The following is a 13,189-nucleotide window of genomic DNA, read 5'->3' as shown; positions in this document are numbered from 1 at the left end:
CGCCAACACCCCCCCACCCGACCCCCCCCACGACACGGACGCTGCCCCACCCCCACTGAGCACCGCGCGTCCACACGCCTCCCCCCCCCGCCTTCACGCCAGCAGCAACACTCCCTCCCCACTGCACCCACCCCACCCCTGCCCCATCTAACACCCCATACCCCATTGCGCAGGTGCCCCATGACCGACCAGCAAGATCGCCCGGACAACCACGACGACTACGAAACCGACCACATCGAACACACCTCCTCCGGCACCGGCCTGGCGCTGCCCGCGCAAAACCTGCCTGACAAGGTCTACATCATCCCGATCCACAACCGCCCGTTCTTCCCGGCCCAGGTCCTGCCGGTCATCGTCAACGAAGAACCGTGGGCCGAAACCCTCGAACTGGTCAGCAAATCCGAACACCACTCCCTGGCCCTGTTCTTCATGGACACGCCCCAGGAAGACCCGCGCCACTTCGACACCGGCGCCCTCCCCGAATACGGCACGCTGGTCAAAGTCCACCATGCCAGCCGCGAGAACGGCAAACTGCAATTCGTCGCCCAGGGCCTGAGCCGCGTGCGCATCAAGACCTGGCTCAAGCACCACCGCCCGCCGTATCTGGTCGAAGTCGAATACCCGCACCAGCCCACCGAGCCAACCGACGAGGTCAAGGCCTACGGCATGGCGCTGATCAATGCGATCAAGGAACTGCTGCCGCTCAACCCGCTGTACAGCGAAGAGCTGAAGAACTACCTCAACCGCTTCAGCCCCAACGACCCGTCGCCGCTGACCGACTTCGCCGCCGCGCTGACGTCCGCCACCGGCCCAGAGCTGCAGGAAGTGCTCGACTGCGTGCCGATGCTCAAGCGCATGGAAAAAGTCCTGCCGATGCTGCGCAAGGAAGTCGAAGTCGCGCGCCTGCAGAAAGAGATCTCAGCCGAAGTTAACCGCAAGATCGGCGAGCATCAGCGCGAGTTCTTCCTCAAGGAACAACTCAAGGTCATCCAGCAGGAACTCGGCCTGACCAAGGACGACCGCAGCGCCGACCTCGAACAGTTCCAGCAGCGCCTCGAAGGCAAAACCCTGCCGGCGCAGGTGCAGAAACGCCTCGAAGAAGAAACTCACAAACTGTCGATCCTCGAAACCGGCTCGCCGGAATACGCGGTCACGCGCAATTACCTGGACTGGGCCACTTCGGTGCCGTGGGGCGTGTACGGCGAAGACAAACTCGACCTCAAGCACGCACGCAAAGTCCTCGACAAGCACCACGCGGGTCTGGACGACATCAAGGATCGCATCCTCGAATTCCTCGCCGTCGGTGCCTACAAAGGCGAAATCAGCGGCTCGATCGTGCTGCTGGTCGGCCCGCCGGGCGTGGGTAAAACCAGCGTCGGCAAATCCATCGCCGAATCCCTCGGCCGGCCGTTCTACCGTTTCAGCGTCGGCGGCATGCGCGACGAAGCCGAGATCAAGGGCCACCGCCGCACTTACATCGGCGCACAGCCGGGCAAGTTGGTGCAGGCGTTGAAAGACGTCGAAGTGATGAACCCGGTGATCATGCTCGACGAGATCGACAAGATGGGCCAGAGCTACCAGGGCGACCCGGCCTCGGCGTTGCTGGAAACCCTCGATCCTGAGCAGAACGTCGAATTCCTCGACCACTATCTCGACCTGCGCATGGACCTGTCGAAAGTCCTCTTCGTGTGCACCGCCAACACCCTCGACTCGATTCCCGGCCCACTGCTCGACCGCATGGAAGTGATTCGTCTGTCGGGCTACATCACCGAAGAGAAAGTCGCCATCGCCAAGCGTCACCTGTGGCCGAAGCTGCTGGAAAAGGCCGGCGTGTCGAAAGGCAGCCTGAGCATCAGTGACACCGCGCTCAAAGCCCTGATCGACGGTTACGCCCGAGAAGCCGGCGTGCGTCAGCTGGAAAAGCAGATGGGCAAACTGGTGCGCAAAGCGGTGATGAAGCTGATCGACGACCCGAAAGCGGTGATCAAACTCGGCCCGAAAGACCTCGAAGCCTCGCTCGGCCATCCGGTGTTCCGCAATGAACAAGTGCTGTCCGGCACCGGGGTGATCACCGGCCTGGCGTGGACCAGCATGGGCGGCGCGACCCTGCCGATCGAAGCCACGCGGATTCATACGCTTAACCGTGGGTTCAAGCTCACCGGGCAACTCGGCGATGTGATGAAGGAATCGGCAGAAATCGCCTACAGCTACGTCAGCTCGCACCTCAAGCAGTTTGGCGGTGATGCGAAGTTCTTCGACGAAGCCTTTGTCCACCTGCATGTGCCGGAAGGCGCGACGCCGAAGGACGGCCCGAGTGCCGGCGTGACCATGGCCAGCGCCCTGCTCTCCCTCGCACGCAATCAACCGCCGAAAAAAGGCGTGGCGATGACTGGCGAATTGACCCTGACCGGGCATGTGCTGCCGATCGGCGGCGTGCGCGAGAAGGTGATCGCGGCGCGGCGGCAGAAGATTTTCGAATTGATTCTGCCGGAGCCGAACCGGGGTAACTTCGAGGAATTGCCGGATTATCTGAAGGAAGGGATTACCGTGCACTTTGCCAAGCGATTTGCCGATGTGGCGAAGGTGCTGTTCTAACCGGTCGCCCCTCACCCCAGCCCTCTCCCCGAGGAGAGGGAGCCAACCGAGGCGTCTTGAGTCGTCCATCGACCTGAAAGACCGGGTCGATTATGGATTCGGTGATGCGCGTTCATATCGGCGTATTTCGCCAATATCCCTCAGTCAGTCCCCTCTCCCTTTGGGAGAGGGCTAGGGTGAGGGCTTGGCGTCAGTTGGGTCAACGCGGCACCCGTCTGTCACACTTTGCCTCATCTTCAGTTATGCTCGCCGTTCGTCGTAACCGCCGGAGCTGCTGACCCATGTCCCCCACCCGCCTGTTTCTCCCCCTCGCCCTTTGCTTGCTGGCCGCTTGCGCCACGCAACCGAAACACAACGTGACCGTGGAAAAACAAAGCGAATGCCCCGTGCGGCTCACGACCGGGCAAAACCTGATCATCACCCTGCCGAGCAACCCGACCACGGGCTATCGCTGGGCAATCCAGGATTCCGCTGGCGGCGTATTGCGTGCGCTCAGCCCGGAGGTCTACAGCAACCCGGAAGACGCCGGCGTGGTCGGTGCTGCAGGTGTGTCGACCTGGCGCTTCCAGGCATTCGCGGCCGGCACCGGGCGCTTGCGCCTGACCTCGCAACAACCCTGGGCACCAGAAGTGCTGCCCGTGGAAACCTTTGACTGCGCCATTTCCGTGAACTGACGGCGGGATACAGCGCTGGCTTCTTCGCGAGCAGGCTCGCTCCCACAGGACACCACGATCCCCCCGCGGGAGCGAGCCTGCTCGCGAAAGCCATATACCTGACGGCGAGAATTACCCCCCGTTCGGTGCTTTATCAGACAACCCAAGCATCCGCGCCGCACTTTGGCTAAAATGCCGGCCTTTTCCACCGACACCCGCCGGAAACCGCCGTGAGCAAAGAACCCGATCGCATTTTCGCCCAGCCCATGGCCCAGGTGCCTGACTTCGCCTTCAATGAAGACGTGGTGCGGGTGTTCCCGGACATGATCAAGCGCTCGGTGCCGGGTTATCCAACCATCGTCGAGAACCTCGGCGTGCTCGCGGCGCAGTTCGCTCAACCGAACAGCGTGCTCTACGACCTCGGTTCCTCGCTCGGCGCAGTGACTCAAGCCCTGCGCCGCCATGTGCGCACCGACGGTTGCCGGGTGATCGCTGTGGATAACTCGGCGGCGATGGTCGAGCGTTGCCGGGAATACCTCAACGGCCAGGACTCGATGTTTCAGGAATTGCTGCCGGTCGAAGTGATCGAGGGCGATATCCTCGCGCTGGAGTTCCAGCCCGCTTCGGTGGTGGCGCTGAACTTCACCCTGCAATTCATCGCCCCGGATCAGCGCACCGCGCTGCTCTCGCGCATTCGTCAGTCGTTGTTGCCCGGCGGCGCACTGATTCTGTCGGAGAAGCTGCGCTTCAATGATGCCGAAGAGCACGCGCTGCTCACCGATCTGCACGTCGCGTTCAAACGCGCCAACGGCTACAGCGAACTGGAAATCGCCCAGAAGCGCAGCGCCATCGAAAATGTCATGAAGCCCGACAGCCTCGAAGAACACCGCGAACGCCTGCTGGCCGCCGGATTCTCGAAAGTCGTGCCGTGGTTCCAGTGTCTTAACTTTGCCTCGTTGATTGCCTTGCCATGATTGATCTGTCCCCCCTCGCCCGCCGTCTGGCCGGCACTCCGCTGGCCGAATGGGCCAACACCCTGCAGCGTCAACTCGACAAGAAAATGGAAAAAGGCCACGGCGACCTGGAGCGCTGGCAAAGTGCGCTGGATGCCTTGCCGAAGATTCAGCCGAGCGAAGTCGACTTGCTCAACGGCCTGACACTCGACACCGATTGCGACGACGACACTCGCGCACAGATGCGCACCGCACTGATGGGCCTGTCGCCGTGGCGCAAAGGGCCGTTCGATCTGTTTGGCGTGCACGTCGACACTGAATGGCGCTCGGACTGGAAGTGGTCGCGCGTGGCGCCGCATCTGGATCTGAAAGGCAAACGCATTCTCGACGTGGGTTGCGGCAACGGCTACTACATGTGGCGCATGCTCGGTGCCGGCGCCGACAGCGTGATCGGCGTCGATCCGAACTGGCTGTTCTTCTGCCAGTTCCAGGCGGTGCAGCGTTACCTGTCAGAGCCGAATGCCTGGCACCTGCCATTCCCGTTCGAAGACTTGCCAGCGAATCTGGAAGGTTTCGACACCGTGTTCTCCATGGGCGTGTTCTATCACCGCCGCTCGCCGATCGAGCATTTGCTGGCCCTGAAGGATTGCCTGGTCAAGGGCGGCGAACTGGTGCTGGAAACGCTGGTGGTCGAAGGCGACAAGCACCAGGTGCTGGTGCCGGAAGACCGCTACGCGCAGATGCGCAACGTGTGGTTCCTACCGTCGGTGCCGGCGCTGGAGTTGTGGTTGCGCCGCGCGGGATTCACCGATATTCGCTGTGTGGATGTCAGCACCACGACAGTCGAGGAACAGCGCGGGACGGAGTGGATGAAGTATCAGTCGCTGAGCGATTTTCTTGATCCCGCGGATCACAGCAAAACCATCGAAGGGCTGCCGGCGCCGATGCGTGCGGTGATTGTTGCGAAGAAGTAAGCGTAATTCCCTGATGATCGCGGTGAGCCTACCCCTCACCCCAGCCCTCTCCCCAGGGAGAGGGAGCATATCTCTGGGCTTTTCAAAACTTGAGTTCGACTCGGTATTTCAGGTCGCCGGACTTGGCCCATCCACCTCGGTCAGTCCCCTCTCCCTCTGGGAGAGGGTTAGGGTGAGGGGCTTTTGGCGCGGCGAGCGCGGAAAAACTCGGTCAACACTGCGCCACATTCCTCAGCCAACACCCCACCCTCATACAACACCCGGTGATTCAAAAATCCCTGGGTGAAAAACTGACCTTGGCTCTGCACAATCCCGGCCTTGGGCTCCAGGGCGCCATACACCACCCGCGCCACCCGCGAATGCACGATCAACCCGGCGCACATGCTGCACGGCTCCAGCGTCACGTACAGCGTACTGCCCGGCAGGCGATAGTTATCCACTGCCTGCGCGGCGGCGCGGATCGCGACCATTTCGGCGTGGGCACTCGGGTCGCTGGTGCTGATCGGGCAGTTGAAGCCGCTGCCGATGATCTCGCCGTCCTGCACCAGCACTGCGCCCACCGGCACTTCGCCGAGCGCCGCGCCTTGTGCGGCGAGGGTCAGGGCTTCGCGCATGAAGTCGCGGTCGCGGCTGCGGTCGATGATCGCCGCCGGGCGAATCTGGCGCATCACTTCACCTCGATCGCGGCCATCAGGCCGGTTTCCATGTGGTCGATGACATGGCAGTGGAACATCCACACCCCCGGGTTATCCGCCACCAGCGCCACTTGCGCACGCTCGTTCTTGCCCAGCAGATAGGTGTCGGTGAAATACGGCACGACCTTGTGCCGGTTCGACGCGATCACCTTGAAACTCATGCCGTGCAGGTGGATCGGGTGCTGGTATTGGGTCATGTTCTTCAGTTCGAAAATATAGCTCTGGCCGAGTTTCAGACTGGCGATCGGTCGATCGGCGCAGGTCTTGTCGGTGATGTCCCAGGCCTTGCCGTTGATCTGCCACAGGCTCGGCGGCTTGCCGTTTTCGGTGTTCACAGAGACCGAGCCGACCCATTCGAAATTGAAGTTGAGTTTCTCGGCATTGGCCAGGTCCGGCTCGGCCACCGGGTTGGCCGGCAGCGCTTTCGGCCAGTCCGGCGGCGCGTCCGTATTGGCCACCGAACGCAGCGTGCCCAGGCGTACCGGGCCGTTGCGCAGCGACAACTCTTCACCGGCCGCCGGCGCCTTGATCGCCAGGCAAATGCGCATGCCAGGGCCGAGCCAGTATTCCTTGCCCAATGGTCGTGGTTCGACCGGATTACCATCGAGCGCGTAGATCTTCGCTTCGACGCCGGGAATGTTGATGCGGTAGGTCAGGGTGTTGTCGAGGTTGAGCAAGCGCACCCGGGTGATCTGCCCGGCCGGCAGATCGATCACCGGCAATGGCACGCCATTGATCGTCGACAGACGCCCGGCGGTACCGCCACGGGCCGCTTCGCGGGGGATGCTGAATTCGACGAACTGGCCTTGCTCGTCGACATGCCAGTTCTTCAGGCTGAGGGTTTTCTCATACTTGAAACCGGTGGGCTCGCGCTCCTCGATGATCAGCGGCCCGACCAGCCCGCGTCCGAGTTCTTCGCTGCTGCTGACATGCGGGTGATACCAGTAGCTGCCGGCGTCCGGCACGCGGAATTTGTAGTCGAAATACTCGCCCGGCAACACCGGCAGCTGCGATACGTAAGGCACGCCGTCCATTTCCAGCGGCAGGCGGATGCCGTGCCAGTGAATGGTCGTCGCCACCGGCAGATGATTGATGAAACGCACCCGCAGCCATTCGCCCTGGCGCACGCGCAATTCGGTGCCCGGCGCTGACGGGCCGAACGCCCAGGCCTCGGTCTTGTGCCCCGGCACCAGCTCCACGTCGAGCGGTGCGGCGATCAGTTCATAGTCGTGCCCGGCCTCGGCGTCGGCCATCTTGCCCAGCCAGTAACGCGAAGCGCCTCCCGCGCCCACGCCAACGACAACAAGACCGGCCAGGCCACCGAGGATTTGGCGACGGGTAAAGGACATGAACTCAACTACCTCACGTATCAGCGACGGACCCCGAGGGATCCGCAAAAAGGCGAATACGATACACCCGCAGTTGAGAAACAGTAAGGGCGACCTGCGGCCGCACGACTTGTCAGCCCTGCGTGCGCAGCCCGGTGATCAGGTGCAGCACGCCGTCACCAAGCGGCATGACGCCAGCCACACCGGCGACACTCAGCGCCTGACGGTCAACACGCGCCGCGTCATGCAGCGCCACCCGCACCCGGGTCAGCGCCACCGGCTGCTGCGATTTGAGATTATCCACACCGCCCAACGCCGAGATCATTGCGGCGCTCAAGCCTTCGATCGGATTAGCGGCCACTTTGATTTCGTCCGGCACCAGATCCGGCGTCAATGCTTTCCAGAATGCCTGCTGCAATTTGTCGAACATGTTCAATTCTCCATTACCGGCAAGCCATCGACTTTCACCTCATGAAACCGCTGCAAGGCGTCGCGTACGTCGCCAGCGCTTTCCAGGTTTGAAACCTGTTCGGCGATGATTCGACAGTCGGCCAGATTCAACTCGCGCACCGCCGACTTGATCGCCGGAATCAACGGCACGCTCACCGACAGTTCATCCACACCAAGCCCCAGCAGCAACGGCACGGCCAGGCGTTCAGATGCCATCGCGCCGCAAACCCCGACCCATTTACCGTGCGCATGTGCAGCTTTCACCGTCATGGCGATCAGGCGCAGCACCGCAGGGTGGAAGCTGTCCGCCTGGCTGGCCAGACGCGGGTGATCGCGATCCATGGCCAGGGTGTATTGGGTGAGGTCATTGGTGCCGATGGAGAAAAAATCCACATGCGGTGCCAGCACATCGGCCATCAGCGCGACGGCGGGCACTTCGATCATGATTCCCAGTTTCGGCAAGTGGGTCAGCCCCAGCACCTGGGCCTCCTGCTCAAGGATCTGTCGTGCCAGACGCAACTCCGCAAGATGGGTGACCATCGGCAACATGATGTGCAGCCGCGTCAGCTCAGTACAGGCCAGGATCGCCCGAAACTGTTCGCGCAACAGTTGCGGTCGCTCAAGGCACAGACGAATGCCACGCAAACCGAGGAAGGGATTGCTTTCACTGTCCATCGGCACATAGGCCAGCGGCTTGTCACCGCCGACATCGAGGGTGCGCACCACCAGATTGTGCGCTGGCCCGATAGTGCGGGCGATGGCGCTATAGGTGGCGACCTGTTCATCGTGGCTCGGCGCTTGCTGGCGATCCAGATAGAGAAACTCCGAACGCAGCAGCCCCACGCCATTCGCGCCGAGTTCCATGGCCTGCGCGGTTTCGCTCTGCGAGGCAACGTTGGCCGTGACTTCGATGTGCTGACCGTCGCGGGTGCAGGCCGCCTCGCTGGCCTGCGCCAGCTCCTGCTGATGGCGCTGGCGCTGTTGCGCATGTCGCGTACGCAATTGGTCGATGGACTCGGCGTCCGGATGCAATTGCAACTCGCCCTTGTCGGCATCGAGCAGCACCCGCGTGCCGTTGTCGAGCGTCAGCATTTGCATCGGCATGCCGCAGATCGCCGGCAAGCCACAGGCCCGCGCGAGGATGGCGACATGACTGGTGGCACCGCCGCCGACCGTGGCGAAACCCAACACCTTGCGCGTATCCAGCCCTGCCGTCTGCGATGGGGTCAACTGGTCGGCGATGAGGATGGTGTCGTCCGCCAGCTCCAGCGTCTGCTCGTGCACACCCAGGATCAGCTTGAGCACACGCTGGCCGACATCGGCCAGATCCGCAGCGCGTTCGGCCAACAAGGCATTGCCCAGCGAACGGAACATCGCCGCCGTGGCTTCGGTGGAGGTCTTCCAGGCAAATGCCGCGCTTTTGCCCTCGTCGATCAAGGCCTGGGCCTGATCCAGCAGGCTCGGGTCGGCCAGCAGTTCCTGATGCGCCCTGAAGATTTCCGCCTGCGCCTCGCCGCTGGCGGTGTCGCGCAGATGCTGCAAGGCCATGTCGGCTTCGATCAGTGCCTGGCTCAACGCCTCCCGTTCGACCGGCGGCGCGGCGCCGAACTCGTTGACCATGAGCGTCGCTTCGACGATCTGCATGACCTGGCCCAGTGCCGAACCGGGCGAGGCACAGACACCGCGCAGGATGTTCGGCATTTCTGCGCCGACGACTTCGACTGGCGCCGGCGCTGTGACAGCTTCGCCGCAGCCTTCGGTCAGCAAGCGGGTCAGCGCTTCGACGGCGGCCTCGGCATCGTCTCCTTCGGCGCTGACCTGCACGCTGTCACCCTGGGCCGTTTGCAACGCCATGATTGCCACCAACGATTTGGCATTGGCCTGTGCTTGCAGTTTGTGCAGATGGATCGTCGCTGAAAACGCTTTGGCCGCTTGGGCAAATACTGCTGCCGGGCGCGCATGCAGGCCGTTGGGGTTGGGCAGGTTGATCGGCGGCGAGAAAACCGCATCACCTTGCGCCGCAGCGGGATTTTCGCCAGGCGATACGCCGACCCCGACATCCAGCACGGGCTGGCCAACCTCCACCAACCCGGTCGAGCCGACGAGCGAATCGAAGCGCTCGCCGCTGACCACCAGCATCAAGGTCAACAAACTGCGCGCATGCAGGGCAATGTAATCAGCATCGAAGTCGATCAGCGCCTGCCCCGCTGCGACCCGCTGCCCTGCCTCGACACGGCGGATGAACCCCTTCCCCGCGAGATTCACCGTGTCCAGACCGATATGCATCAGCACCTGCACACCCGCATCACTGGTAATGGTCAGCGCGTGCCCGCTGGCCTGCACGTCACTGACCACGCCGGCCAGCGGCGCGCAGAGCGTCGAGGACGTCGGGTCGATGCACAGGCCGTCACCGATGATCCGCCCGGCAAACACCGGGTCGGGCACCTCGTCCAGCGCCATCAGCACGCCGGATAAGGGAGCCAGCAGCTGCAATTGTTGGGGTGTGGCCATGACATCACCTGCGCTTGTATTGTCTGAATGAGCGGTCGCAGCCGCTTTGCTTATTTCCACCAGTATTCAACCTGCAAGCCGACATTGGCGCCGTGCCGCGCGTTGCCGAAGGCGCCCGTATCGGACAGCGCCGAGCCCTTGGCCAACAGGTTGGCGGCACGCTTGGCCGCCTGGTTCCAGCTGGCATAGGTGTAATACAGACGCACCTCGGGCCGCGCCCAGAATTCCGGGCCTTTGGGTGACCACGTTGGCGCGAAGGTGAACTTGCTCAGCTTGCGCGTGCCGTCCGCCGCCTCGACCTGATCGTGTCCCAGTTCGGTCACCAGTTTGAACTGCTCGCTCAATGCGTAGGCCGGGCGCACACCCAGCGAAAGCCAGTTCTGGTCGGCGCCACCCTGACGAATATCCTTTTGATACACCGCCTGCACTTGTCCGCCAAAACGCGGCGTCACTTGCCAGTCGAAGAACTCGACGATCCGATAGCTCTTGTTGCGGTCATCGAGCCTGACGTTACCGGTATAGCCCAACCCGGTGCCCGGCCCTTCGCCGTATTGCAGCGCCAGTTTGTTCTTGCCGCCGAAAAAATCCTGCTGCACGTGCTGAGTGGTGATCGCCCAGCCACGGTGGGCGTCGCGACTGTCGGGCTTGTCGATGTAGCTCAGGCCAAACTCCAGTTCACCGCCGGGGTTGCTGTTGAAACCGCCGACATTGAAGTCGTGCCGGTTGATGTAATCCTTCTGGTAAAGGTTGTCCTTGCGTGAAAAGGCGTAGCTGTATTTCAAGCCATCGATCAACACGTCTTCGATACCACCGCCGGTGGCGCTCTGGTTCCAGTAGTAGAAATCGGAAATGTGGATGTCGTTACGTTTGTAGTAGCGCCGCCCCGCCCACAGCGAACCGCCATTGAGCGCGGGCATCGCCGACCATTGTGCGTAGGCCTGGGGCAAGCGAATCGAGCCATTGTCCTCTTTGAATGTCGGGCTGCGATCGTAACGGTTGTACAGCGACGCCATGCCGTCGACGCTCAGCACCGAACCGTCGTCGAGGGTGTACAGATCCTGACGCAGCTCAAGCTCGCCGTACTGCTCACACTCGTTGCCAAGGCGATATTTGGTCTGCGCGCCGGGCAACTGGAAACACGACTGGCCACTGCTGTTGACCGAAGTGCCGACACCGCTGCGCAGATAGCCGCCAAACTCCAGCGCCTGTGAAGACGTAGGCATTGCCAGACAAAATCCGGCGACTGCCAGGCTGTAACTCATGGTTTTTTTCATATGCCACCCATTGTTTTTATTGTGTGGTCGCAGGAATTCAGCGCGCACAAATCCGCCGCGCAGCGTTCTGCGTGTTTTTTTCAAAGTTTGTTTTTCAGTTAGTGATCAGGGGTCGGTCAGGTGCAGAACGAAGGATTCGTAAGGTCGCAGGTGCAGCAACCGCGTGCGTTTCGGACAGTCCGGGTAGTTGCTGATCAACCGGCGCTGCTCCATGGACTCGTTGATCAGCGGCGGTAGCTCGACGTCACACGCGGTGCCATAGAAGTTGTTCACTACCAACAGACGTTCACCTGCGCCCTCGCGCAGGTAGGCCCAGACCTGTGGATGCTCCGGCAGCAGCTGACGATATACGCCGTCGGAGATCAGCGCTTCAGTGCGGCGCAAGGCGATCAGGCGTCGATAGTGATGCAATACCGATTCCGGGTCGTGCAACTGCTGCGCGACGTTGATCTGCGCGGCATTGGCCGGCAAGCCGATCCACGGTTCGCCACGGGTGAACCCGGCGTTGTGCCCGGCGTGCCAGTGCATCGGCGTGCGCCCGTTGTCCCGGGACTTCTGCATGATCGCTGCCATGTTGTCGAGTTCGCTCGCCCCGGCCTCGCGCTTGAGGCGAAAGATATTCAGGGTCTCGACATCGCGGTACTGCTCGATGCTCTCGAAACCGGGATTGGTCATGCCCAGTTCTTCGCCCTGATAAACGAAGGGCGTGCCCTGCAGAAAGTGCAGCGCCGTGCCAAGCATCTTCGCCGAGAGCTCGCGGTATTCAGCGTCATTGCCGAACCGCGAGACCACGCGCGGCTGATCGTGGTTACACCAGAACAACGCATTCCACCCACCGCCCGCCTGCATGCCGGTCTGCCAGTCGGAGAGAATCTGCTTGAGCTGGAGGAAATCGAAATCGGCGCGCACCCACTTCTGCAGATTCGGGTAATCGACCTTCAGGTGATGAAAATTGAAGGTCATCGACAGTTCTTGCGATTGCGGATTGGAGTAACGAATGCAGTGTTCGAGGCGGGTCGAGGACATCTCGCCGACGTTGATCAGCTCATACCCTTCGAAGACTTCGCGGTGCATTTCGTGCAGGTACTCATGCACGTTAGGACCGTCGGTGTAGAAGCGCCGACCGTCGCTGTCATCTTCGGGAAAGTCCGCCGGTTTGGAGATCAGGTTGATCACATCCAGGCGAAAGCCACCGACGCCTTTGTCGCGCCAGAAGCGCATCATCTTGAACACTTCGTCGCGGACTTTGGGGTTGTCCCAATTGAGGTCGGCCTGGGTGTGATCGAACAGGTGCAGATAGTATTGGCCGGTCTGCGCTTCGTACTCCCAGGCCGATCCGCCGAACTTGGATTCCCAGTTGTTCGGCTGGTCGCGCCAGATATAAAAGTCGCGGTAGGGATTGTCGAGGCTGCTGCGTGCCTGCTGGAACCAGACGTGCTCGATCGAGGTGTGGTTGACCACGATGTCGAGCATCAGCTTGATCCCGCGCTTGCCCGCTTCGGCGATCAGCAGTTCACAGTCGGCCATGCTGCCGTAGCTCGGATCGACCGCGTAGTAGTCGCTGATGTCGTAGCCGTTATCGCGCTGCGGCGAACGCAGAAACGGCGTGATCCACAGGTAGTCGACTCCCAGCCATTGCAGGTAATCGAGCTTGGCAACGATGCCGAGCAGGTCGCCGGTGGCGTTGCCGGCATGGCTGTGAAAGCTCTTCGGGTAGATCTGGTAGATCACCGAACGTTGCCAGTCTTGCATGGCG

At 61.9% G+C, this 13,189-nt stretch carries 10 protein-coding genes; 4 read left to right on the top strand and 6 right to left on the bottom strand.

The annotated features are described in order from the left end of the window. Window positions 1-180: 180 nt before the first annotated feature. The 4 genes from lon (at window position 181) to cmoB (ending at window position 5,175) form a co-directional block, all read left to right on the top strand. Window positions 181-2,595: an endopeptidase La gene (gene lon / locus AEQ63_RS18785; protein WP_064364365.1), complete on the top strand. Its 2,415-nt coding sequence runs from the start codon at window positions 181-183 to the stop codon at window positions 2,593-2,595. Between the two features lie 281 nt (window positions 2,596-2,876). Continuing rightward, window positions 2,877-3,269 (top strand): protease inhibitor I42 family protein, encoded by a 393-nt coding sequence (locus tag AEQ63_RS18780; protein WP_064364364.1) that lies wholly within the window; start codon window positions 2,877-2,879, stop codon window positions 3,267-3,269. A gap of 245 nt (window positions 3,270-3,514) precedes the next feature. Next, window positions 3,515-4,222, top strand: coding sequence for a carboxy-S-adenosyl-L-methionine synthase CmoA (cmoA, locus tag AEQ63_RS18775; RefSeq protein WP_166554639.1), 708 nt, complete (start codon window positions 3,515-3,517; stop codon window positions 4,220-4,222). Continuing rightward, window positions 4,219-5,175 (top strand): tRNA 5-methoxyuridine(34)/uridine 5-oxyacetic acid(34) synthase CmoB, encoded by a 957-nt coding sequence (gene cmoB, locus AEQ63_RS18770; RefSeq protein ID WP_064364362.1) that lies wholly within the window; start codon window positions 4,219-4,221, stop codon window positions 5,173-5,175. Before cmoA ends, cmoB begins: the two co-directional genes overlap by 4 nt. Window positions 5,176-5,342: 167 nt before the next feature. Here cmoB and tadA read toward each other — a convergent pair whose 3' ends face one another. The 6 genes from tadA to treC all read right to left on the bottom strand — a co-directional run bounded on the left by tadA (window position 5,343) and on the right by treC (window position 13,185). Beyond that, complete coding sequence (gene tadA, locus AEQ63_RS18765) at window positions 5,343-5,843, bottom strand: tRNA adenosine(34) deaminase TadA (RefSeq protein ID WP_042608317.1); 501 nt, start codon at window positions 5,841-5,843, stop codon at window positions 5,343-5,345. Next, window positions 5,843-7,219, bottom strand: coding sequence for a multicopper oxidase family protein (locus tag AEQ63_RS18760; protein WP_064364361.1), 1,377 nt, complete (start codon window positions 7,217-7,219; stop codon window positions 5,843-5,845). Before AEQ63_RS18760 ends, tadA begins: the two co-directional genes overlap by 1 nt. Window positions 7,220-7,331: 112 nt before the next feature. Beyond that, a complete protein-coding gene (locus tag AEQ63_RS18755; protein ID WP_064364360.1) occupies window positions 7,332-7,628 on the bottom strand; it encodes a PTS transporter subunit EIIB in 297 nt (98 codons plus the stop codon). A gap of 2 nt (window positions 7,629-7,630) precedes the next feature. Beyond that, window positions 7,631-10,159 carry a phosphoenolpyruvate--protein phosphotransferase gene (ptsP, locus tag AEQ63_RS18750; RefSeq protein ID WP_064364359.1) on the bottom strand — a complete coding sequence of 843 codons (2,529 nt, stop codon included), beginning with the start codon at window positions 10,157-10,159 and terminating at the stop codon, window positions 7,631-7,633. A 50-nt stretch (window positions 10,160-10,209) separates the two neighbouring features. Beyond that, the gene (locus AEQ63_RS18745) at window positions 10,210-11,433 is read right to left on the bottom strand and encodes a maltoporin (protein WP_064364358.1); all 1,224 of its coding nucleotides are present in this window, start codon (window positions 11,431-11,433) and stop codon (window positions 10,210-10,212) included. 105 nt (window positions 11,434-11,538) lie between these two features. After that, window positions 11,539-13,185, bottom strand: a complete 1,647-nt coding sequence (gene treC, locus AEQ63_RS18740; protein WP_064364357.1) for an alpha,alpha-phosphotrehalase — start codon at window positions 13,183-13,185, stop codon at window positions 11,539-11,541. Window positions 13,186-13,189: the final 4 nt, after the last annotated feature.

Source organism: Pseudomonas sp. RIT-PI-o (genome assembly GCF_001297215.1).
Lineage (GTDB): Bacteria > Pseudomonadota > Gammaproteobacteria > Pseudomonadales > Pseudomonadaceae > Aquipseudomonas > Aquipseudomonas moraviensis_A.
Note: the sequence above shows the minus strand (reverse complement) of the source record. Positions and strands in the feature narration are given on the sequence as shown.

What these genes read in the sequence shown, in the direction of transcription:
- cmoB (WP_064364362.1), top strand. Translation starts at nt 4,219, where the DNA reads ATGATTGATCTGTCCCCCCTCGCCCGCCGTCTGGCCGGCACTCCGCTG.
- cmoA (WP_166554639.1), top strand. Translation starts at nt 3,515, where the DNA reads ATGGCCCAGGTGCCTGACTTCGCCTTCAATGAAGACGTGGTGCGGGTG.
- AEQ63_RS18755 (WP_064364360.1), bottom strand. Translation starts at nt 7,628, where the DNA reads ATGTTCGACAAATTGCAGCAGGCATTCTGGAAAGCATTGACGCCGGAT.
- AEQ63_RS18760 (WP_064364361.1), bottom strand. Translation starts at nt 7,219, where the DNA reads ATGTCCTTTACCCGTCGCCAAATCCTCGGTGGCCTGGCCGGTCTTGTT.
- AEQ63_RS18780 (WP_064364364.1), top strand. Translation starts at nt 2,877, where the DNA reads ATGTCCCCCACCCGCCTGTTTCTCCCCCTCGCCCTTTGCTTGCTGGCC.
- ptsP (WP_064364359.1), bottom strand. Translation starts at nt 10,159, where the DNA reads ATGGCCACACCCCAACAATTGCAGCTGCTGGCTCCCTTATCCGGCGTG.
- AEQ63_RS18745 (WP_064364358.1), bottom strand. Translation starts at nt 11,433, where the DNA reads ATGAAAAAAACCATGAGTTACAGCCTGGCAGTCGCCGGATTTTGTCTG.
- tadA (WP_042608317.1), bottom strand. Translation starts at nt 5,843, where the DNA reads ATGCGCCAGATTCGCCCGGCGGCGATCATCGACCGCAGCCGCGACCGC.
- treC (WP_064364357.1), bottom strand. Translation starts at nt 13,185, where the DNA reads ATGCAAGACTGGCAACGTTCGGTGATCTACCAGATCTACCCGAAGAGC.
- lon (WP_064364365.1), top strand. Translation starts at nt 181, where the DNA reads ATGACCGACCAGCAAGATCGCCCGGACAACCACGACGACTACGAAACC.